Genomic DNA, 21610 nt, shown 5'->3' on the forward strand with positions numbered 1-21610 from the left:
AAAATGGTTGCGGAGGGTAGAGTGATCGGGTACCATTTATAGTTATAATCCAAAGATATAGGGGATACATCTCTGCTTCGGTTCAATTGGCAGGCCCTGAAGGAGGACGACTAAATGGACTACCAGCCGTATAACGATGGAGGTTACCAGCCGCTCGTGGTGAAGCCGTTCTGGATCAAGATCCTTTTCCTGTTAGCGGGATCCTTGCTTTTTGTGATATTGGGGTTCTGGCTGCTAAAAATATCCGGGGAGGTTACGACGGATCTTGCCATCCTTCTGCGGACGCTGGGAATTGCCTGCACCGTGCTGTTTGGCCTGGCGGCCATCGTCTATCTAATCATGCTGCTGCGCCGCTCCCCGCTGATGGTGGTGGATGCCCAGGGCATTGATGACCAGTCTTCAGCGATTCCGGGAGGACGCTTGATGTGGGAGGACATTTCGGACATCCGCTTGATCCGTTACTATGGACAACTGAACATCTGCATCTTCCTCGTTGACCCCCAAGCCTACCTGTCCCGGCAACGCGGACTAAAGCGCTGGCTGATGGCCATCAACCTCCGTCTCGCCGGCACACCAGTGAATATAACGGGCCAGTCCATGCAACTGCCGCTGGAGCGTATCTATGAGGAGATGGAGCTGCGAAGACGGCTGTGGGCGGGGCTGAGGTAGTCTGAATTTGCTATTTAAACATAAAAGAGAATAGGACATTGACGGTACTACTTCACGGTAGTGCTTTTTTATTTTAGAGACAGAAGAGCACATATTCGATTTATTTGAGGATGATATCGTCCATCCGGACGTTTCAGTTCAAAAGCAAATTGGTATGGTTGATTGGTCGGGAATTGGTAGTTTATAAATAAAATGTATATAAGGTATAATATTCCATGTAGCGCTGCAATGCAGTGAAGTGAAATGCTCCGAAGGAGGATTAAGATGAATCAAGTCCATACCGGGAAAGTAGAGGGCAGTAGAGCATTTAAAGTGGAATTTTCGCAAGACGTTTTTGAGATAGCCCCTGATTTACATGTTGGGTTGATCGCGACTTCTCATATTGCAAACTTAGACAGGGATTCTGAAGTGAACGCGCTGCTTGCTCATATGGAACAGGAAATCATGAACTCAGGATTGCAAAAAGAATCAATAAGTGAAATTCCGACCATTGCAGCCTGGCGGAAAGTCTATAGTCAATTTGGTGTCAAGCCCGCAAGGTATCCTTGCGCTGCAGAATCGCTCATAAGACGTGTAGTTGAACAGGGGGCATTAGCCCGAATTCATACACTCGTGAACTTATGCAATGCTATCTCTTTGAAATGCCGTACACCTATAGCTTCGTGCGATATCTCTGATATACAAGAATTTGTTATCAGAAGAGCTACTGGGAATGAACAGTTCTTGCCGATTGGGAAAGTGGATGGGTGTGAGCTTCCTTCAGCCGGTGAGATTATTTATGCAGATGATGCCGGGAGAGCACACTCCCGGCGCTGGAACTGGAGACAGAGCGATCATGTTAAGACAACCGCTGAATCCTCACAAATGCTGTTTACGATTGAAGCGGTCCATAAAGAAGCTAAAGTACTTGTAGAGGCCACTACGTTTCTTTTAAATGAATTGCTGCAGCCATTTACCGGAGTTGGGAGATCTGAATGGGCGTTCATTCATAAGGATTCACCTGTGCATACCTTTCTATTACATAACGGGGAGGTTTTCGCGGATCGTGACAGAGCCCATGAGGCAAGTGAAGAAAGGTATTATTGACTCCATTCCCATTGTTATCGGATATATCCCGGCGTGCATCACCTTCGGCCTGGTGGGTAAAGCCCTTTCCTTAAGTGACCTGGAGGTCTTTCTTCTATCCGCTGTGGTCTACGCCGGAGCAAGCCAGTTTATCGCAGCTAAGCTGCTCGCAGTGGGAACCGCTGCCCCTATTATTTTGCTGCTCACGTTCGTTATCAATTTAAGATACTTTTTTATTAGCCTGTCATTCTCTTCCAGAATGAACCGGAATACACGCCCGTTCTACAAAGGATTTGTTGGATTCGGGCTGACAGAAGAGGTGTATGCGGTCAGTATGATGTCCGACAAAAACCGCAGAGAAGCAGGGAGTCATTCCCTTCCTTATTTGCTGGGGCTGGAGATCCCGCCCTACACCGTCACACTAATCGCAACGTATGCCGGGATTATGCTGGCAGATTATATTCCCGCTAATATTTTGCCGGCGCTGAATACTTCCCTGTACGCTTTGCTTATTGCATTAGTAATACCCCAGATCCGGCTCAACAAAAGAAACCTGGCGATCTGCATTTCAGCCGCTGTTTCCTCCTGGTTGCTACAGCCCTTATTAGGAACAGCTACTGTAGTGGCTGCGATGATCATCGGAGCATGTGTCGGCGGAATATTCCCTTCCAAAGAAAATGAGGTCAGGAGTGAAGTCATGTGACAATAATTGTGATCCTCGGAATGGGTATGCTGACCTTCTTATTCCGCATTGCGCCGCTGCTGCTTGTGCGGAAGGCGGAGATGGAGGAGCGAAAGAACTGGTTTTTGGAGAATCTTCCTCTGGCTGTACTCAGCGCGTTAATTATTCCCGGTATATTTCAGGTGGATCAAGAGGCGCCGATGGTAGGGATTGCAGCGGGTGTGGTTGCTATTGTTCTCGTATTGGCTAAAAAGGTGCCATTGTTTGGTGTCATCATTGCTTCTGTCGCTGTTGCTGTTTTTGTTGAACTTCTATAATCCATTCATAATGGGAGGAATATGCGCCTATGGATATTATGCCGGTAGAACTGCTAGCGATATGCGGATCAACCCGCATTGGTGGGAATACAGACCAGATCCTGAAGTATAGCAAAGAAATAGCTATCCACAGAGGAGCAAATCTCTCAGTACTTAATTTAAGAGAATTTAACCTCTCGCCTTCCGGGACCTGCGGGGATTGCAACTACCGGGAGAAGGCCTGCGAACTGACGGATGACATGCAGTACATTGTGCAGATGATGCAGAAGGCCGAAGGGATTATTTATGCGGTTCCTGTTCATGGTTTCGGCATGGGGCATCTGATGCAAATGTTTATTGAACGCTCAGGGGTATGCTATCTCCGATTTGAGCGCCCCCTTACGAATAAGGTCGGAGGAGCGATCATTACAGGCCGGCGCTATAATCACCAGCATGTTCATTCTCAGATTGTGAACAATATTCTGCTGAATCGTATGATCCTGGTAGGGAGCGGTTTTCCCGCTCTTCTGCATGCCGGACAAGCAAGCGAGGCATTCAGTGATTTGGAAGGGCTGGATTCTGTACGAAGAATGATCAACCGGATGATTGATATGATCTCAGCTATGAAGCATTATTCGCAGATTACGAATCATTCCTTTTTGCAATGTGAGGAAGAGAATGAGCGGAGAATATGCAAGAATGAGCTGCGTCGTCTCCAAGCACCGCTAGTGTAAGAGATTGCCCATCATTGGTTTTCATATAATAAATAATAAAAAGTGGAGGTTGATGGCTGTGACGAATAAGGAACTGGAAGCTCTCGGAGGGATTGATTTTCCTAATATGGAATGGACAAGCTGGGAAAAGCCTGGTGCTAACGGGCGTGTGAAAATCAGCTATATCGGCAATAAGCGGCTTCGGTTGCTGGAGCTTCCTCCGGGTTTTAATGAAGAGCATTGGTGCCTGAAGGGGCATGTGGGTTATGTGCTGCAGGGAGAATTCACAATACATTACGAGAGCAGAAAGGTATCCTGCAGGCCCGGGATGGGTTTCGTAATTCCTGATGGAGATCCGCATCGGTCACAAGGGATGGAAGGTAGCCCGACTCTGGTGTTTGTTATTGATGAAGTGGACTAAAACAGACTGGGAGTGTGAAGAATCTTGCATCCTATTCAAGTAAACACTGAAGTGCATGATATTCCGTTTCACGATTCCTTTGAGACCTATTTATCCTTGCGGGAACACCTGGGGGAGCAAAATACCTACTTTCTGGAAACCTTATCGGGGTCTTCCAAGAGTGCCCAGAGTACTTTTATAGGGTTCAAACCGCTCTTTACGATTACAGCATTCTCAACAGAAATACAACTGACAGGACTAGAGTCCATGATGGAGCGGGTAAGCCAGGGGGGGCTGAAGGCAGGGCTGCTTGTCTCTCGGGATGGGGGTTTGCATTTGCGAAATCGGAAGGACTTGTGGGATTTCCTGCGGTTCGTTCAGTCCCAGTTCACCGTTTCCGTCCCGGATCGGGGCGAAGCCTTCTATTTCGGTTTTTTTGGATATTTGGGCTATGATACCGCATGGTCTGTTGAAAGTCTGCCGAGACAGATTCCGAATGACGGAACGGTCCCGGATCTTGCCTTGTCCCTGTATCAAGGACTAATAGAATATAATTTGGTTGACAAGACCGTACGGCTGATTCTCAACCAAGCTGCTGAAGGATGGGATGACCTGTCCAAGGCGGAGATTTGCCTTATGCTTCATAAGGGTGATTTGCAGATGAACCGGGTGTTAACTGATGCTGTAGAGCCATTATCTGTGGAATATACGATAGACAGTCAGGTATATCAGAATAATGTGAGGAAAGCTCTCTCCTATATTTCGGCTGGAGATATCTATCAAGTCCAGCTAGGGAATCAAATCAATATTGACAGCCCTATGACTCCTGTTGACGTGTATCGGAGACTAAGAGTGCGTAATCCATCGCCATATATGTATTTGGCCACTTTTGGAGGGATGACGCTGATCGGGGCCAGTCCAGAGCTATATATTAAAATCCAGGGTGGGAACATCATAATGAGGCCTATTGCAGGTACTTGCCCCAAGGGCCCCACTCCAGAGGAGAATGTGAGACTTATAGAAGCTCTGAAGCGGGATGAAAAGGAAGTAGCAGAGCACATTATGCTGGTAGATTTATGCCGTAATGATATTGGCCGGGTCTGTGAAACAGGGACTCTGGAGGTAGAGGAATTAATGGCGATCGAGAAATATTCACATTTGAACCATCTGGTGTCAAGTGTAAGGGGAGCGAAGAAAGCCACAAACGACATGTATGATATTATTGCCGCTACTTTTCCGGCAGGCACAATGACTGGAGCGCCTAAGATTCGGGCAATGGAGATCATTGAAGAGCTTGAAACCACGCGCCGTGGGGCCTATGCGGGGGCAATGGGATTCATTGATTTCAACGGGTATGTAAATATGGCCCTGTGCATTCGTACAGCGGTTCACCATAAGCCTGATTCGTATTTCATTCGCGCCTCTGCGGGAGTGGTGGCTGATTCCGTGCCGGAGAAGGAGTGGAGTGAAACTTTTCATAAAATGGGTGCATTATTCTGGGCTGTCACAGGCAGGGAGGTACTGAATGAGAGCATTGGTCGTTGACGCATATGATAGCTTTGTATTTATTATTTGCCAATATCTGATGAAAGCCGGAGTAGAGCTTGAAGTGGTGCGTAACGATCAGTTAAGTTCGGGTCTTGTGGAGCAGTTGGCTCCGGATTTTGTAGTCCTGGGTCCAGGTCCGGGCCATCCGGCTGATGCGCGGTATATCGAGCTGATCCGGCAATATGGAGCGTGTCTTCCGATCCTTGGCGTATGTCTGGGTCACCAGGCGATTGGACTTGCATTCGGCGGCAAAGTTATAGGGGCGAAACATCTGATGCATGGCAAAACCAGTGAGATTATTCACGATGGTAAAGGCTGTTTTGCAGAACTCCATAATCCATTTCGGGCTACGCGTTATCATTCCCTGATCGTGAGCCGGGAGGAGCTGCCGGATTGTCTGGAAATCATTGCAGAATCTGCGGATGATGGATATATTATGGGGGTACGGCATAGGGAATTGCCAATTGAATCTATTCAATTTCATCCTGAAAGTGTATGCACTGAAAGCGGATTTCAAATATTTCATAATTTCATTTCGACCTATGTATCATACTTATATGAAACTCAAATTATCTAGGGAGGATCAGTAATGTTGAATGAGAACCTTGCGCTTCATCGTCAAGAGATTGATATCATCGACCGGCAGATAGTGGCTTTGCTCGCTGAAAGAACCCGGGTCGTTAAGAAAATTATGGTCTTGAAAAAAGATGAGGAGTCCGTCCGTTCCTGTGACCGGGTTAAGCAGGTACTAGATAAGGTAGCTGGGCTGGCAGAGGCTGCAGGTCTTGAACCACAGATCGCAACGGCTACTTACAAGACATTAATTACGGTTCTGACGGATATGCAGCTTGAATATCTGCACAGCCGCGAGCAGTCAGATGAGCCAGCGGTGTGAGAGCCGCGATTCATGATCTGAAGTCGGCTCTTGTATACTTGGAGGAACATGTTGAAGGCGTCCAGCGGTATACGGTGCCTGTGGACGCTAAATATGAGTTAGCCGCTCTATATGCAGCCCAGGGAGGCGGGGTTCCTGTCTCTTCACCAACCGGCCCGGGAGTACCGATGTTATTCGAACATGTGATGCCAGTGAACAAAACGGTGCTGGCGGGGATCTTTGGAACCCGGAAACGTTGTGCAATGCTTCTCGGGGCCCAAGAACAATATATAGCGGACTTCCTGCTGGATGCCGCACAGCATCCAATTGAGCCTGTAAAATATGAGAAGCCGCCCTGTCAGGAAGTGATCCATCAGGATGTTAACCTCACCCGGTTGCCAATCCCCACCATGAGCATGAAGGATGCGGGACCCTATATTACACTCGGGTTAGTAGTCGCTAAGCATCCTGTCACTGGTGACAGCAATATTTCCATTCATCGGCTATGGGTGAAAAGCAACAACGAACTGACAATCTGGATGGTTCCAGGCCGCCACTTGGAGAGCTTCTACCTGGCGGCACAAGAAATGGGTGTGCCGCTTCCGATCTCCATCAATATCGGTCTGGATCCTGCTATATATATTGCTTCCTGCTGCACGGGTGCTGTAGCGCCCGAGGGGTTCAATGAGCTGGCTATTGCAGGCGGATTACGGAGACAGCCAGTCAAGATTTCCTCCTGTTTATCTGTTGCCGCAGACTGCTTGTCCGAAGCGGAGTATGTACTGGAAGGTGAAATTACCTATGAGTATGCTCCTGAAGGAGAGCCTGGGGGCCATTCTATGCCGGAGTTTCTGGGATATGACGGCAAGGCACATCCCCATTTGCCTGTCATTAAGATTATGGGGATCACTTCCTCAGCTAATCCTATATTTCAAACCGTGATTGGTCCGGGATACGAGCAATCTAATCTTTTAGCGGTGGGGATGGAAGCTGGAGTGCTCCAATATGTACGCAATCAAGTAACTTCCCGCATTACCAATGCCTATTGCAGCTCTGCCGGGGGAGGGCAACTGCTGTTATTTGCTCAATTTCATAAAATAGATGATGAGGACGATCTCGCCGTCAGGCGCGCCGGAACGATGATTCTTCGTTCTTTTCGAATGATCAAACAGGTGGTTTTGGTAGATGAGGATGTTAACCTGTTCAGTGAAGAGGAAGTGTGGTGGGCCATGACGACCCGTTTTCAGGCGGATGTGGACATTATTACCTTCCCGGGACTTGAAGGCTTCCATCTGGACCCATCGCAAATGCCGGGCATGTCCCCACAGATTACGAAGCCTGGCATGACCACAAAAGTCGTGTTTGATTGCACAGTACCCTATAGAATGAGAGACGGGTTTATAAGAACTTCTTTTGGCACACCCAAAAATATATAGGAGGTTACTCAATGAGCATTATTAAGGTAACTGCGGACGGTGTATTTGGTGAAGGAGATCAGGAGAAGTTTGGCGGAAGCTACGTTCCGGATGAGCTAAGGGCGGCGCTTAATAAATTGGACGAAGCTTTTCAGCGTTATAAGGACGACGAAGAGTTCGAGCGGGAGTTCCTGCACTATCTGAATGAATATGTGGGCCGGCCGAGTCTGTTATATTATGCGCAGCGGCTGACGGATAAACTGGGCGGGGCCAAAATTTACCTCAAACGTGAAGATTTAAATCATACCGGAGCACATAAGATCAATAATACTATCGGCCAGATCCTGCTTGCCCACCGGATGAAGGCCAAAAGAATTATTGCCGAGACTGGCGCAGGACAGCATGGTGTAGCCACTGCTACCGTATGTGCCTTGTTCAATATCCCTTGCACCATTTATATGGGGGAGGTGGATATTGAACGACAGGCTCTCAATGTATTCCGTATGCAGATGCTGGGAGCTGAGGTTGTGGCTGCGAAGTCCGGTAACAGAACACTGAAGGAAGCTGTGGATGAAGCGCTGAATGATTTCGCACAGAACTATGAAGATACCTACTATCTCATCGGATCTGTTGTTGGACCGCATCCGTTTCCGCTGATGGTCCGTCATTTTCAAGCGATTATTGGAAGAGAGGCCAAGCAGCAGATTCTGCAGAAGGAAGGGCGCCTTCCTGATCTGATCACTGCATGTGTAGGCGGGGGATCCAATGCGATTGGATTGTTTCATCCCTTCGTGGATGACCCGGGTGTCACGATAGTGGGCATAGAGCCTGCAGGAAAAGGGATCGAGACCGGGATCCATGCAGCACCGCTTAGTACAGGCAAGCCGGATATTATTCACGGGTTCAGATGCTACGTGATGAACGATGCCGAGAACTGCCATTCCATTGCAGCCGGGTTGGATTACCCCGGTGTGGGTCCGGAACATAGCTATTATAAGCAGATTAAGCGGGCGGAATATGTCTCGATTACCGATGAAGAAGCGCTGAATGCCTTCTTGACCCTTTCCAAGACGGAGGGAATTATCCCGGCCCTGGAAAGCTCTCACGCTGTCGCCTATGCGATGAAGGTTGCAGGAGCCATGAGCAAGGATGAAATTATTGTGGTTAGTCTTTCTGGCCGCGGGGACAAGGATGTTGCTCAAGTCTATGAAATGCTCAAGGAGCGCCCTGCACTACAAGAAGTATAAGACAATCTATATACTGCAAGCCTTCGGTGTCTCAAAACCCGGAGGCTTAAATCCATTTATAGAGAAAGATCTCATAGGGGATGGAGGGGGCTTTACTTGGCGTATGAATTGTTAATTACACTAGATAAGACATCGGATACATCTTTATCCAGACAGGTGTTTGAGCAAATCTTGCAGGCAATTAACAGCGGATGCTTGCGAAGCGGGGACCAGCTTCCTGCCACTCGATTGCTGTCCGAACAGATTCTGGTTTCCCGCAGTGTCATTCTTCAAGCCTATGAGCAACTACAGGCGGAAGGTTATCTGGAGATGAGGAGAGGAGCGGGAACGTTTGTTGCCGACAATGCAGCGGGAGCAGATACTGACCCCGGCAGGATGACGGGTAATTATTGTGCTGTGTCAACCAAAGCACCGAAATTCATATCGGCTCTTCCCTCATCGTCAGCGGTTCCTTATGATTTCCGACATGGTGTGCCAGCTTGGGATATGTTTCCCATGGACCGATGGCAGCGTGCACTGACTGAGGTCTGCCGGAGAGCCACACCTGACATGCTTACATACGGACCAGCAGAAGGTACCCTGGCACTCCGGGAGGAGATTGCCCGGTTAGTTCGTTCTACCCGCTCCATTCCGGCACTTCCGGAGCAAATTGTGATTACGACTGGGGCTACACAAGCTCTGGATATTCTCGCCAGGCTTTGCCTGAGTAAAGGAGATCAGGTGCTGGTTGAAGACCCAACTCATAACGTGCTCAGGGAAATATTCAGCTACTCTGGGGGTGAAGTGATTCCCGTACGGGTTGACCAGGAAGGAATATGTGTTCAGGAGATGGATGAATGTCTGGCGCATCACAGTAAAAGACAGTCAAAAACTCCCAAGTTGATCTATGTAACCCCTTCGCATCAGTTTCCGGTGGGTGTGACAATGTCATTTAACCGGAGAATTCAGCTTTTGGAGTGGGCAAGAGGGTCAGGAGCACTCATTATTGAAGACGATTATGACAGTGAATACCGGTATGTAGGGCAAAAGGTATCTGCACTTGCAGGGCTGGATAACTCTGGGCGGGTCGTATACGTGGGAAGCTTCAGCAAAATTCTGTTTCCTGCACTGCGCATTGGCTATGCCATTCTTCCGCCTTCCTTAATAAAGCCCTTTCTGGCGATCAAGTGGATTACTGATCGCATGACCCCTACGCTGGAACAGGAAGCACTGACGGATTTCATCCAGTCAGGACAATATGCCAAGCATGTAAGCCGAATGGGGAAATTATATGCTACCCGCCGCTCCTGTCTGGTAAAGGCGCTTCAGCATGAGTTTGGCAGCCGGGTCAAGGTTTTTGGAGATGAGGCTGGATTACATCTGCTCATTGAGCTGGATACAGTGGTTGATGAGCAGATGATTGCCGCGAAGGCTCTGGGACATGGAGTGAAAATATATCCTGCATCTGATTATTTTCTTAACCAGATCCCTCAGAAGCCAACATTTATTCTGGGGTATTCGAATTTATCGGAGAATCAGATCAGAACGGGAATTAAGCAGATGGCACTTGCCGAGAAAGAATGCCGAAAGGTCTTAGGCAAGGAGAAGAGCCGCTAGAGAGGAATGATCCAAGAGTCCAAACAGGATAATATATGGAAGACAGAATGCCAAAAAATCACGGCCCCAAAGCCGCGAATCTTAATTAGATATGTTAGAAATGGTCGAGACGACAGGATTCGAACCTGCGGCCTCTTACTCCCGAAGCAAGCGCTCTACCAAGCTGAGCTACGTCTCGACGCTAAGAATAATTAAATTATACGCCTGTGTGTAAGCGCTGTAAATAACCTTTTTCATAGCGATTATCAGCTCCTGTTACAGCAAATTACGGCCTGTGATTGACAGATATCCACCCGCTGGCTATACTTGAAATGTTAAAAAGCAAATCGGACAAAGCGTTGATGAAAACAAGTACGCCGGAGCATGGCTTCACCAGAGAACAGGTTCCTTTGCGGATTGCCGCATCGGGTGTGAGAACCTGGGAGACAGGCCGGCTGAAAGCTAATTTCGGAGTGCGGGGACAATCCCGCCGGGGGCACCCGTTAACAGCCGCACAAGGCGATCGTCTGCAGTTGTCCGTGGTTCACGGATTAAGGCGATAACCAGGGTGGTACCGCGATAATCATCGTCCCTGAATTTCATTCAGGGGCGTTTTTTGTTGTTAATTTAATGAAGAGACGGGAGCTGTACATGATGAAAGCAAGTGAAGTCCGTTCCAAATGGCTGCAGTTTTTTGAGAGCAAGAACCACCGTATTGAGCCGAGCGCCTCGCTCGTGCCGCACAATGACCCTTCGCTGCTGTGGATTAACGCAGGTATGGCGCCACTGAAGGCCTACTTCGACGGCCGGGAGATTCCGGAGAATCCCCGCCTGACGAATTCGCAGAAATGTATCCGCACCAATGATATTGAGAACGTGGGCAAGACGCGCCGCCACCATACGTTCTTTGAGATGCTGGGTAACTTCTCCATCGGTGATTATTTCAAGGAAGAGGCCATTACCTGGGCTTGGGAATTCCTGACCGGCAAGGAGTGGATCGGCTTCGACGGCGACCGGATCTCCGTGACTGTGTATGCTGAGGACGAAGAAGCGTTCAAGCTGTGGAATGAGAAGGTCGGCCTGCCCGCAGAACGCATCATCAAGCTGGGCGACGAGAACTTCTGGGATATCGGCGAAGGCCCGTGCGGCCCGTGCTCGGAGATTTTTTATGACCGCGGTGAAGCGTACGGCAGTGATATGAGTGATCCGGAGATGTATCCGGGCGGTGAGAATGAGCGCTGGCTGGAGGTCTGGAACCTCGTATTCTCACAGTTCAACCATAATAAGGACGGCAGCTATACGCCGCTTCCCAACAAGAATATTGATACCGGCGCAGGCCTGGAGCGCTTCGCTTCCATTCTTCAGGATGTGGATTCCAACTTCGATACCGATCTGTTCCAGCCGATTATCCAGAAGACTGCCGGGCTTGCCGGGGTAACCTACAAAGATAATGTTGAACAGGATATCGCGCTAAAAGTCATTGCCGACCATGTGCGTACCGTTACCTTTGCGGTGGGTGACGGAGTACTTCCTTCCAATGAAGGACGCGGCTATATTATCCGCCGTCTGCTCCGCCGCGCCGTACGTTACGGCAAGACGCTGGGAATGGACCGTCCTTTTCTTCATGAGCTGACTGAGACCGTTGGAGAGATTATGGGAGTATATTATCCTTCCGTGGTCGAGAACCGTGAATATATCGCCAAAATCATCCGTCTGGAAGAGGAGCGCTTCCACGAGACGTTGTCCGATGGTCTGGCGATCCTCGGGGAGATCAGCGCCAAAGCCAAAGCAGACGGCCTGAGCACCATTGCCGGTGCCGATGCATTCAAGCTCTATGACACGTATGGCTTCCCGTTTGACCTGACCGAGGATTTCGCGTCCGAGCAGGGGCTTGCCGTAGACCGCGCCGGCTTCGATGCCGCGATGCAGGAGCAGCGTGACCGGGCCAGAGCAGCCCGTCAGGACAGCGCCAGCATGAAGATTCAAGGCGGTGCGCTCGCCGAGCTTACGGTTAAAAGTGAATTTGTTGGATATAATGACACGGTAACAGAGTCCAAGGTCCTGGCGATTGTGGTAGACGGTGTACTTCAGGATACAGTAAGCGAAGGCGCCGAGTGCCAGGTGATCCTGGAGACAACACCATTCTATGCAGAGAGCGGCGGCCAAGTCAGCGATACCGGCGTTCTGACCGGCGGATCGGTGACCGCGAAGGTGAACGGCCTCTTCAAAGCACCGCATGGCCAGCATGTTCATCTGGTTACGGTGGAAGCAGGCGATCTGAAGGTCGGCGATACCGTCCGTGCCGAAGTGAACCAGGCGGAGCGCGAGGATATCGTGAAGAACCACACGGCCACCCACTTGCTGCACAAGGCGCTGAAGGAAGTGCTGGGCAGCCATGTGAATCAGGCTGGCTCTTTAGTAGAAGGCTCACGCCTGCGGTTCGACTTCTCGCATTTTGGAGCCATTACTCCAGAGGAGCTCAGCGATATTGAGCAGCGCGTGAACGCGCAGATCTGGCGCAGCCTTCCAGTAGTCATTGAGAATAAGCCGATAGATGAAGCCAAAGCTATGGGAGCGATGGCCCTCTTCGGAGAGAAATACGGCAATGTTGTCCGTGTCGTTCAAGTTGGCGACTACAGCCTGGAGCTGTGCGGCGGATGCCATGTGTCTAATACAGCACAGATCGGAATCTTCAAGCTGCTTAGCGAGAGCGGCATCGGTTCCGGGGTGCGCCGGATTGAAGCTGTGACTGGCCGTTACGCCTATCAGTTCACGGAGAGTCAGCTGGACCTGCTGAAGCAGTCGGCAGCCTTGCTGAAATCTTCGCTGACCGATGTGCCGAAGCGGATTGAAGCCCTGCATGCCCAGGTACGCGAGCTGGGCCGTGAGAATGAATCGCTCCAGTCCAAGCTGAGCGCAACCTTCGCAGCAGAGCTGACCAGCAGTGTAATCACAGTAGGCGGAGGAACGCAGCTTCTTGCGGTCTCTGTGCAAGCCGGCAATATCGATGCTTTGCGCTCGACAGCGGACGAACTGAAGTCCAAGCTCCCGGAGGCCATACTGGTACTTGGTGCTGCAATGGATGACAAGGTGAACTTCGTGGTAGCCGTACCTCAGGAGCTGGTGAAGAAGGGCTTCCATGCCGGCAAGCTGGTGAAGGAGATCGCTGCAGTCTGCGGCGGCGGCGGCGGTGGACGTCCGGATATGGCGCAGGCCGGAGGCAAGGACGCTTCCAAGCTGGGCGAAGCCCTGAAGAAGGCCGAGGAACTGGTAGCCGCACAGGCTTAAGCGGTATACAGTAATTCCTGTCTGTAAGAAACTGTGGATTTCTATCAAGGGTTGGGAAGCAGCGGTGCTGAGGGCATTTCCTCGGTGCCGCTGCTTTATTCACACAATGTATATTTTTTGGGGTTATTCATTATTGACCCAGGGCTTGCAATAGCTTAAAACCCAAAAAAACATCTATTTTTGTAGACAAAATGCCAAAAAAAGCGCTTTAACCATGGCAGGATTTCCTCGTTGGGGCATGAATATGTTATGATGAGGGCAGCAAGTGAGCTGTACAGCAGCAACTTTGCGAAGCCGCCCGAATCAGGGTGATTTTGCAGAAGGAAGGTGTCACCACATGGACTCCATGGACAAAACGGTCAAATTCAATGTGAAGGGCGACGAAAAGGAAGCCTCTCCCCAGGAAATACTGCTCGCCGTGTACGACGCGCTGGTGGAGAAAGAATATCATCCGATCAATCAGATCGTAGGATATCTTCTTTCAGGAGATCCGGCTTACATTCCACGCCACAACAATGCGAGAAGTTTGGTCCGGAGGAAAGAGCGTGATGAGCTGATCGAAGAACTGGTCCGTTTCTATCTGGCCAATCATCGGGTGGACCAGCCCAAATGATGAAGAAGCTGGGACTGGATTACGGCGACCGCAGAATAGGTGTCGCCACAAGCGATATTTTCGGATGGACAGCACAATCTCTGGAGACTATTGAGCGGCGCGGAAACGGCAATGAATTCGAGCGTATCCGTGAACTGGTCAAGGAGTACGAAATCGGCGAGATTGTTGTCGGACTGCCGAAGAACATGAACGGCTCCGTAGGACCCCGTGGTGAAATTTGCATTGAATTCGCAGATAAGCTGCGGGAGCAACTCGATTTACCCGTACACCTTTGGGATGAGCGTCTGACGACGGTATCTGCTGAGCGGGTGCTGATTGATGGGGATGTCAGCCGTAAGAAACGCAAGGGGCTGGTGGACAAAATGGCCGCAGCGCTGATTTTGCAAAATTATTTGGATGCTAACAGTAAAAGGTGAGGGGTGTGCGGATATGACAAACGAACAGATCGGCCAAGAAGAGGAACCGGAAATTATCTATATTCCCGACGAGGAAGGTAATGAAGAGGAATTCGAGGTCATCATGAAGTTTGAAGTGGACGGATCGGATGCCAAGTATATGATGGTGGTTCCGCTTGATTCCGAGGATGAGGAGACAGATGAGGTCTACGCGTTCCGTTACGAGGAAGACGGCGACGATCTGCAGCTCTTCATGATTGAGAATGATGAGGAATGGGCCATCGTAGAGGAGACCTTCAATACTTTGGTTGACGAGCTGGATGGAGGAGCAGAGAATGACTGAGTTTTCCGCTGATCAAGCGGTATGGACTTCTAAGCTCAAAGAAGTATATGGAGAAACAGTAGAACTGGAGGATGAGCAGGGCAAGTCTTCCGTTTACGATATTATTGCAGAATTTGCTGTGGGTGATCATGCTTATGCCGTTCTGGGGGGATCGGGAAGAGCTGCGGAGCAGGAAATTCTGCGCATCGTAGTTTCTCCGGACGGACTTCCGGAGCTGGAGAGCATTATGGACGATGAAGAGTGGGAGAATATTTCCGAGCTGTATGATGAGCTTACTTTCCCTGCGGATAGCGAATAAGCGACTGTAGCAACTTCATGTAGAGCAGATACGGAAGAGTGCGGATTTTTTCCGCGCTCTTTTTGCTTATGGTCAGCGAAATGACCTTTCAGTTTGGATGGAAAAAGCTTATGCTATAAAAATAGGTTGAATTTTGGACAATACAATTTTATACTTTATAGTCGGAAGGTGAGGCGTAACATTTGAAAGCCGTGATCCGCACTGTGCTTATCTTAATTCTGGTCCTGGCAGCTGCTGCAGGAGGAGGAGCATGGTACATCTGGAATGGAATGCAGCCGGTCAAGCCCGCAGGGCCGGCCGTAACGGTTACGATTGAGAAGGGTATGGGAAGCTCGCAAATAGCTGACCTGCTTGAGCAAGAGGGCATTATCAAGCACAGCCTGTTCTTCAAAGGATATCTGAAATGGGTCCAGGAAGGCTCCAGCTTCAAGGCGGGCACTTACCAGGTAAGCCCCGGCGACTCCTACGATACGCTGATCAGCCGGTTGAATGCCGGAGATATTGTGAAGGAAGCTACCGTTACTTTTACAATTCCTGAAGGGTATACTGCGGTTCAGGTGGCAGAGAAGCTGGCCGCTTCATGGAATCAGAAGCCGGAGATCTTCCTGAAGCTGATTGATTCAGGTAAGGGAATGGAAGCCGTAAGCAAGCTGGAGATTCCGGACAATCCGCTGCTGCGCCACCGGCTGGAGGGGTACCTTTTCCCGGAGACCTATGAACTGGCTAAGGACAGCACCCCGCAGGAAGTCATCGGGGCGATGCTGGACCAGCTGGTGAAGAAGCTGGATACGATTCCTGAGTGGAAGGCGAAGCTGGCGAACCGCGGGCTCTCGCTGCATGAGCTGCTGACCGTAGCTTCACTGGTGGAGCGTGAGGTGGTAGTAGACAAGGAACGTCCGCTGGTGGCCGGTATTATCTATAACCGGTTGGATAAGGGGCAGAAGCTGGAGATCGACGCTACCGTCCAGTACTTGCTGGACAAGCAGAAAGAGCGGTTGTATGAGAAGGATCTGAAGGTAGACAGTCCTTATAATACGTATAAGCAGGCGGGCTTGCCGCCTGGACCGATCAGCAGCCCCGGGCTGGCGTCGATCGAAGCAGCCATGACGCCGGAGATCTCGGATTATTTCTTCTATGTGACGAAGAAGGACGGTTCACAGGGACATTTATTTGCCAGAACCTACAAGGAACATTTAGCCAATATTCAAAAAAGCAAACAAAATCCGTAAGAACCCGCTACAATAGTAAGGATGAGCAATGCACAGGAGGTAACACGATGAATAACACACCGGAGCTGCTGGTAACAGCGGCTTCTCTGGAAGAAGCGGCAGCGCTGCTGGATGCAGGAGCGAGTGCCCTGCTGGTCGGCGATGACCGCTTTGGTATGCGTCTCGCCGGACATTTTACACTTGAAGACACGGACGCAGTAGTTAAGCTGGCACATGCCCGGGGCGGTAAGGTATATGTAAGCATCAATGGACTGATCCCCAATACTATGCTGGAGGAGCTTCCGGCTTATGTGAAGGCCATCGGTGGGCTGGGTGTGGATGGGGTAGAGTTCGGTGATCCCGCCGTACTGGCGGCCGTCAAAGCCGAAGCGCCCGGAATGAAGCTGCACTGGAATGCGGAAATGACCTCGACCAACTATGCTACAGCCAATTACTGGGGCCGCAAGGGAGCCACGCGTGTCGTTCTGGCACGTGAACTGAATATGGATGAGATGACCGAGATGGTCCCTAACCTTGAAGTGGAAGCCCAGGTCCAGGTACACGGCATGACGAATATCTATCATTCCAAGCGAAAGCTTGTTGCGAGCTATATGTCCCACCAGGGCCGTCCAAGCGATGGCGGAAGCCTGGGTAAAGAGCGCGGGCTGTTCCTGATCGAAGCGGAGCGTCCGAATGAGAAGTTCCCGATCTATGAGGACGAGAACGGCACGCATATTATGAGCTCGGATGATATTTGCATTCTGGAGGATCTCCATTTCTTGTTAAAAGCTGGTGTACACAGCCTGAAGATCGAGGGGTTGCTGAAGCCGGTGGCTTATAATGTGGCTGTCGTTAAGGCTTACCGTCATGCCATGGACGTCTACGCCGCTGATCCCGCTGTATATGCATTCGAGGAGTCTTGGCTGGAGGAGGTCCGGGCTTTGCAGGACCCTGAGCGTGAACTGTCGTTCGGCTTCTTCTATAAAGAGCAGGTATATTAAATAAAAGGTATTGTCTCAGCTCTTGTAAGGTTTATCCCATCATCATTGGGTTCAGCAGCGTGTACCACCTGATGTATGCTTTTAAATCTTGCAGAAGATGAGACACAGAAAGGAGAACAGGAATGGGAACCATGACTAAGCCCCAGTTCAAGGGCAAGCGTTACCGTCTGGATAGACCGGAGCTCCTGGCTCCGGCAGGAAATCTGGAGAAATTGAAATTCGCCGTGCATTATGGCGCGGATGCAGTCTATATCGGAGGACAGAAATACGGTCTGCGCTCAGGCGCAGATAATTTCACCTTCGAGGAAATGCGCGAGGGTGTTGAATTTGCCAAGAAATATGGTGCCAAAGTATTCGTAGCCACCAATATCTATGCTCACAATGAAGATGTCGCGGGGATTGAAGAATACCTGCGTAATTTATATGAGGCCGGAATTGCAGCAATTATCGTAGCCGATCCGGTGATTGTCGATACTGCCCTGCGTCTCGTGCCTGGTCTTGAAGTGCACTTAAGCACCCAGCAGTCCACGCTCAACTGGCAGGCAGTGTCTTATTGGAAGGAGGAAGGTCTGCCGCGCGTAGTATTGGGCCGGGAGACTAGCCTGGAGGAGATCGCCGAGATCAAGCAGCATGTGGATATTGAGATCGAGAGCTTCATCCATGGAGCGATGTGCTCCTCATACTCCGGACGTTGTGTGTTATCGAATCACTTCACCGACCGTGACTCCAACCGCGGCGGCTGCTGCCAATCCTGCCGCTGGAAGTATGATCTGTTCGAAGATGCCCGTCCCGAAGGGGCTTGGGTATCCGAAGAGGAACAAGCTGAGGCGCCTCAGGCCTTGCAGCCTGGAATCACCCAGCTGCCGCTGCATCAGCCCGAGGACAACCCGTTCACTATGGGATCGAAGGACCTATGCATGCTGGAGAGTATTCCCGACCTGATTGAAGCCGGGATCGATAGCTTCAAGATTGAGGGCCGGATGAAATCGATTCACTATGTGGCGACCGTAGTGAATGCCTACCGCAAAGCCATAGATGCTTACATGGCCGACCCGGAAGGGTATGTGCTGAAGCCCGAATGGCTGGAGGAGCTGCAGAAGGCGGCTAACCGTCCGCTGAACACAGGCTTTTTCTATGACACACCGGACCATGAGGACCACATCTATGAACCCGAAGAGAAGGCAGCTCCGTATGATTTCGCGGGACTGGTGCTGGAGTATGATGCAGAGAGCGGAATGGCGCTCGTTCAGCAGCGCAATAACTTCAAGCCGGGACAGGAAGTTGAGTTCTTCGGCCCGGATGACACCTTCTTCAAGCAGACCGTCGGAGAGCTGTGGGATGAGGCCGGCAATCCGCTGGATGTGGCCCGTCACCCGCTTCAGCGTGTGCGGATGAAGGTAGATCAGCCTGTTGCTTATTTCGATATGATGCGCAAGCGAAAATAATGGCTTTACAAACTAAGGGATGTCCGTTTACACAAGGGCATTTCTTTTTTGTGTATCAATATACTTATGCAATTCGACAAAAATATCTGTATAATGTATCAACTTGCAAAAAAAATGCTAAGAAATATGAGTCTTTGTGCCGATATATAGGGCAGGTAACGCTTACATATATCTTCCAATCTAAGGGATAGGTAGGTGATGGTTATGGGGGCTCCCAATCCGGACAATAAGGCAGATAAACCGAAGGAGAGTAGGATAAAAGTGGCAAAAAACAGTAAAAAGCCAAAAAGCACACAAAAGGCTAAGGCCCAGAAGACAGAGGCTTCACAGACTACAAGCAACACGGCAGAGAAAAGAAATTACAAAAAAGTATTGAACAGCTCGCTAAGCCAGATGAAGAGGGTGAACCCGAATAAATCCGTTGGGGTTAAGCTGTTCCTGATCTTCTTATCTTCTATTGTGGTAGTGGTCCTGTTCTTAGGACTTCTGTCTTACAACAAAGCCAAGAATACAATTAAAGAGAATGTGTCCGAAGCCAACCGGCAGACAATTATTCAGACCTCGGAGAAGCTGGACATTACCTTGAAGCAGTATGAGAGTCTCGCGCTTCAGTTATATTTTGATACACAGATGCAAGCGAATCTGACAGAGCTGTCTTCAGCGAAGAGCAGCTACGATAAGTTCGTGGCTACCGATGCGATCAGTAAGAAGCTGTCCAGCCAGACTACAACAGATTCCAATATCGTTGCAATTTCTCTCATTCCGGAGGACCCTCAGATGGGGATTGTCTCCAGCGGAAGCACCGGTCTCGCAGGCGATGATGTGAGAGCACAGGAATGGTACAAGACCGTGGTCAAGAATTCAAGCTCTTATGAGCCTTATTATACTTCAGAAGCCAAATCCGCCCAGAACTACTGGTTCCCTACTGCCGTTGAAGGCAGCGGCGGCAAGAATCTGGCTATGGTCAGAACGCTTAAGAATCTGGGCTCCAATGCCTCTTATGTAGTCATGCTGGAGCTTAAGAGCACTCTCCTGGAAGAAGCCTTCAAGAGTGTACAACTTGGGGATGGCTCGCGGATTCAACTGATTGCCCCGGATGGTATCGTAGTGGCATCCTCGCAGCCTGAAGAGGACGGCAAAGCCACCGTACTGAATTTCATCAAGGACAGCAAGGTGAACAATGACAGCACGGAAGCGAAGGATGAGAACGGCAAGAATATCCTTGCTGTGTACAATCCGATGCAGAAGGCAGACTGGAAGCTTGCCGGTGTAGTTCCTACCGGACAACTGGTTCAAGCTGCCACGCCGATTCTGTTTACCACCTTCCTTGCTGCGGGAGCGGCAGCCGTGCTTGCTATGATTGTCGGCTTCTGGATGGTCCAGTTGATCGCCAAGCCGCTGGCACGCCTCAAGGACCTGATGCTGGAGGGAGCCGAAGGTAACCTGAGTGTCCGTACCCAGTATGTCTCGAAGGATGAGATCGGCCAGCTGTCGGCCTCCTTCAATATGATGATGGGTAAGATTACTGAGCTGGTAGCCCAGACTACAGATACAGCCCGCGAAGTCCTTGAGACTGCGGGTGAGCTGGGGGATGCTTCGCGCAAGACGGCTATCTCTGCCAAGGAGATCGCTGCGGCCACGGAAGAGATTGCCGGCGGTGCCGGAAGTCTGGCCCAGGAAGCCGAACGCGGTAATGAGCTGACAGACCTGATTGCTACGCAGATGCAGAGTGTTATTGCAGCCAACTCCGAGATGGATCAGGCAGCCCGTGGAGTTGGGGAAGCCAGCGGACAGGGTGCTGTACAGCTGGAAGAGCTGTTGGATCAGACCGGACGTACAGGTGAGATGACCTCCGCTCTGGTGGAAAGAGTCAATAATCTCAAGGAAACGGTATATTCCGTAATCAAGGTGCTGGATGTGATGAAGAATATTACCCAGCAGACGAACATTCTATCTCTGAATGCAACGATTGAAGCAGCGAGAGCAGGCGAAGCCGGCCGTGGCTTCATGGTAGTCGCAGGGGAGGTCCGGCAGCTTGCAGACCAATCCAAGCAGTCCATCGCTCTGGTCGCCGGAATTACAGACAAGATCGTAGCTGAAATGGATGAGACGGTTGCTGTCCTGTCTGAAGTGGCTCCGCTGTTCAAGGAGCAGATGGTGTCCGTGAAGAGTACCAGTGAGATCTTCGTGTCCGTGAAGGGTCAGATGGAAGACTTCATTATGAGTCTGGAGTCTGTAACAGGGGCCATCGACAGTTTGAACCATTCGCAAGGTGTACTGTCTGATGCTATGGGGAATGTAAGTGCGGTAGCGCAGCAATCTTCGGCAACCTCGGAAGAGGTTGCATCGCTCAGCAGTGAGCAGCAGAATGTCAGTGACCATCTCGTAGCCTTGTCGAACAAGCTGCAAGGGGCTTCTACTCAACTGGAGAGCAAGCTGTCGCTGTTTACAATCAAATAAACATCAGAACCGTTCCAGGTCTAAAGCAAGGGCGTCACGCAAGCCGATATTTGGCTGCGTGACGCCCTTTTTTAA

22 protein-coding genes and 1 tRNA gene are annotated in these 21610 nt (G+C 50.3%); 22 read left to right on the top strand and 1 reads right to left on the bottom strand.

Annotated features, from left to right (window positions below; all coding sequences use genetic code 11):
• Positions 1 to 114: 114 nt before the first annotated feature.
• From NYE24_RS28950 to NYE24_RS29005, 12 genes are all read left to right on the top strand, one after another.
• Positions 115 to 669 (top strand): STM3941 family protein, encoded by a 555-nt coding sequence (locus NYE24_RS28950; RefSeq protein ID WP_342477257.1) that lies wholly within the window; start codon positions 115 to 117, stop codon positions 667 to 669.
• 264 nt (positions 670 to 933) lie between these two features.
• Entirely contained in the window at positions 934 to 1755 is an 822-nt protein-coding gene (locus NYE24_RS28955; RefSeq protein WP_051493691.1) for a phenylalanine--tRNA ligase beta subunit-related protein, read from the top strand.
• Complete coding sequence (locus NYE24_RS28960) at positions 1736 to 2437, top strand: AzlC family ABC transporter permease (RefSeq protein ID WP_036696584.1); 702 nt, start codon at positions 1736 to 1738, stop codon at positions 2435 to 2437. Before NYE24_RS28955 ends, NYE24_RS28960 begins: the two co-directional genes overlap by 20 nt.
• Positions 2434 to 2733, top strand: a complete 300-nt coding sequence (locus tag NYE24_RS28965) for an AzlD domain-containing protein (RefSeq protein ID WP_051493694.1) — start codon at positions 2434 to 2436, stop codon at positions 2731 to 2733. Before NYE24_RS28960 ends, NYE24_RS28965 begins: the two co-directional genes overlap by 4 nt.
• Before the next feature lie 29 nt (positions 2734 to 2762).
• A complete protein-coding gene (locus NYE24_RS28970; RefSeq protein ID WP_036696586.1) occupies positions 2763 to 3446 on the top strand; it encodes a flavodoxin family protein in 684 nt (227 codons plus the stop codon).
• 58 nt (positions 3447 to 3504) lie between these two features.
• Entirely contained in the window at positions 3505 to 3846 is a 342-nt protein-coding gene (locus NYE24_RS28975; RefSeq protein WP_036696816.1) for a cupin domain-containing protein, read from the top strand.
• 51 nt (positions 3847 to 3897) lie between these two features.
• Positions 3898 to 5370 (top strand): anthranilate synthase component I family protein, encoded by a 1473-nt coding sequence (locus NYE24_RS28980; RefSeq protein WP_342479321.1) that lies wholly within the window; start codon positions 3898 to 3900, stop codon positions 5368 to 5370.
• Positions 5351 to 5950: an aminodeoxychorismate/anthranilate synthase component II gene (locus tag NYE24_RS28985; RefSeq protein ID WP_342477258.1), complete on the top strand. Its 600-nt coding sequence runs from the start codon at positions 5351 to 5353 to the stop codon at positions 5948 to 5950. Before NYE24_RS28980 ends, NYE24_RS28985 begins: the two co-directional genes overlap by 20 nt.
• A gap of 12 nt (positions 5951 to 5962) precedes the next feature.
• Entirely contained in the window at positions 5963 to 6268 is a 306-nt protein-coding gene (locus NYE24_RS28990; RefSeq protein WP_051493698.1) for a chorismate mutase, read from the top strand.
• Positions 6265 to 7683: a UbiD family decarboxylase gene (locus NYE24_RS28995; RefSeq protein ID WP_341029591.1), complete on the top strand. Its 1419-nt coding sequence runs from the start codon at positions 6265 to 6267 to the stop codon at positions 7681 to 7683. Before NYE24_RS28990 ends, NYE24_RS28995 begins: the two co-directional genes overlap by 4 nt.
• Positions 7684 to 7694: 11 nt before the next feature.
• Entirely contained in the window at positions 7695 to 8909 is a 1215-nt protein-coding gene (trpB, locus tag NYE24_RS29000) for a tryptophan synthase subunit beta (protein ID WP_036696595.1), read from the top strand.
• A 96-nt stretch (positions 8910 to 9005) separates the two neighbouring features.
• Entirely contained in the window at positions 9006 to 10505 is a 1500-nt protein-coding gene (locus NYE24_RS29005; protein WP_051493699.1) for a PLP-dependent aminotransferase family protein, read from the top strand.
• A 101-nt stretch (positions 10506 to 10606) separates the two neighbouring features.
• Here NYE24_RS29005 and NYE24_RS29010 read toward each other — a convergent pair.
• A tRNA-Pro gene (locus NYE24_RS29010) sits at positions 10607 to 10683 on the bottom strand.
• 160 nt (positions 10684 to 10843) lie between these two features.
• On the opposite strand from NYE24_RS29010, the gene NYE24_RS29015 reads away from it, so the two are divergent.
• The 10 genes from NYE24_RS29015 (at position 10844) to NYE24_RS29060 (ending at position 21535) form a co-directional block, all read left to right on the top strand.
• Positions 10844 to 11047 (top strand): hypothetical protein, encoded by a 204-nt coding sequence (locus NYE24_RS29015; RefSeq protein ID WP_342477259.1) that lies wholly within the window; start codon positions 10844 to 10846, stop codon positions 11045 to 11047.
• A 91-nt stretch (positions 11048 to 11138) separates the two neighbouring features.
• Positions 11139 to 13772 (top strand): alanine--tRNA ligase, encoded by a 2634-nt coding sequence (gene alaS, locus NYE24_RS29020; protein ID WP_342479322.1) that lies wholly within the window; start codon positions 11139 to 11141, stop codon positions 13770 to 13772.
• 337 nt (positions 13773 to 14109) lie between these two features.
• A complete protein-coding gene (locus NYE24_RS29025; protein WP_036696603.1) occupies positions 14110 to 14385 on the top strand; it encodes an IreB family regulatory phosphoprotein in 276 nt (91 codons plus the stop codon).
• Positions 14385 to 14801, top strand: a complete 417-nt coding sequence (ruvX, locus tag NYE24_RS29030; protein WP_179090526.1) for a Holliday junction resolvase RuvX — start codon at positions 14385 to 14387, stop codon at positions 14799 to 14801. Before NYE24_RS29025 ends, ruvX begins: the two co-directional genes overlap by 1 nt.
• Positions 14802 to 14814: 13 nt before the next feature.
• Positions 14815 to 15123 carry a DUF1292 domain-containing protein gene (locus NYE24_RS29035; protein ID WP_036696606.1) on the top strand — a complete coding sequence of 103 codons (309 nt, stop codon included), beginning with the start codon at positions 14815 to 14817 and terminating at the stop codon, positions 15121 to 15123.
• Positions 15116 to 15421 carry a DUF1292 domain-containing protein gene (locus NYE24_RS29040; protein WP_036696608.1) on the top strand — a complete coding sequence of 102 codons (306 nt, stop codon included), beginning with the start codon at positions 15116 to 15118 and terminating at the stop codon, positions 15419 to 15421. The genes NYE24_RS29035 and NYE24_RS29040 overlap by 8 nt, the downstream gene beginning before the upstream one ends.
• Before the next feature lie 182 nt (positions 15422 to 15603).
• Entirely contained in the window at positions 15604 to 16650 is a 1047-nt protein-coding gene (mltG, locus tag NYE24_RS29045; RefSeq protein ID WP_342477260.1) for an endolytic transglycosylase MltG, read from the top strand.
• 47 nt (positions 16651 to 16697) lie between these two features.
• Positions 16698 to 17630 (top strand): peptidase U32 family protein, encoded by a 933-nt coding sequence (locus NYE24_RS29050; RefSeq protein WP_342477261.1) that lies wholly within the window; start codon positions 16698 to 16700, stop codon positions 17628 to 17630.
• Between the two features lie 122 nt (positions 17631 to 17752).
• Positions 17753 to 19075, top strand: a complete 1323-nt coding sequence (locus NYE24_RS29055) for a U32 family peptidase (protein ID WP_036696612.1) — start codon at positions 17753 to 17755, stop codon at positions 19073 to 19075.
• 261 nt (positions 19076 to 19336) lie between these two features.
• A complete protein-coding gene (locus tag NYE24_RS29060) occupies positions 19337 to 21535 on the top strand; it encodes a methyl-accepting chemotaxis protein (protein WP_235218469.1) in 2199 nt (732 codons plus the stop codon).
• Positions 21536 to 21610 lie beyond the last annotated feature (75 nt).

It is taken from the genome of Paenibacillus sp. FSL H7-0350, assembly GCF_038593195.1.
Lineage (GTDB): Bacteria > Bacillota > Bacilli > Paenibacillales > Paenibacillaceae > Paenibacillus_AQ.

Coding starts and splice junctions, on each gene's coding strand:
- NYE24_RS28950 (WP_342477257.1), top strand. CDS start 115: ATGGACTACCAGCCGTATAACGATGGAGGTTACCAGCCGCTCGTGGTG.
- NYE24_RS28955 (WP_051493691.1), top strand. CDS start 934: ATGAATCAAGTCCATACCGGGAAAGTAGAGGGCAGTAGAGCATTTAAA.
- NYE24_RS28970 (WP_036696586.1), top strand. CDS start 2,763: ATGGATATTATGCCGGTAGAACTGCTAGCGATATGCGGATCAACCCGC.
- NYE24_RS28985 (WP_342477258.1), top strand. CDS start 5,351: ATGAGAGCATTGGTCGTTGACGCATATGATAGCTTTGTATTTATTATT.
- NYE24_RS28990 (WP_051493698.1), top strand. CDS start 5,963: ATGTTGAATGAGAACCTTGCGCTTCATCGTCAAGAGATTGATATCATC.
- trpB (WP_036696595.1), top strand. CDS start 7,695: ATGAGCATTATTAAGGTAACTGCGGACGGTGTATTTGGTGAAGGAGAT.
- alaS (WP_342479322.1), top strand. CDS start 11,139: ATGAAAGCAAGTGAAGTCCGTTCCAAATGGCTGCAGTTTTTTGAGAGC.
- NYE24_RS29025 (WP_036696603.1), top strand. CDS start 14,110: ATGGACTCCATGGACAAAACGGTCAAATTCAATGTGAAGGGCGACGAA.
- ruvX (WP_179090526.1), top strand. CDS start 14,385: ATGAAGAAGCTGGGACTGGATTACGGCGACCGCAGAATAGGTGTCGCC.
- NYE24_RS29035 (WP_036696606.1), top strand. CDS start 14,815: ATGACAAACGAACAGATCGGCCAAGAAGAGGAACCGGAAATTATCTAT.
- NYE24_RS29040 (WP_036696608.1), top strand. CDS start 15,116: ATGACTGAGTTTTCCGCTGATCAAGCGGTATGGACTTCTAAGCTCAAA.
- NYE24_RS29050 (WP_342477261.1), top strand. CDS start 16,698: ATGAATAACACACCGGAGCTGCTGGTAACAGCGGCTTCTCTGGAAGAA.
- NYE24_RS29055 (WP_036696612.1), top strand. CDS start 17,753: ATGGGAACCATGACTAAGCCCCAGTTCAAGGGCAAGCGTTACCGTCTG.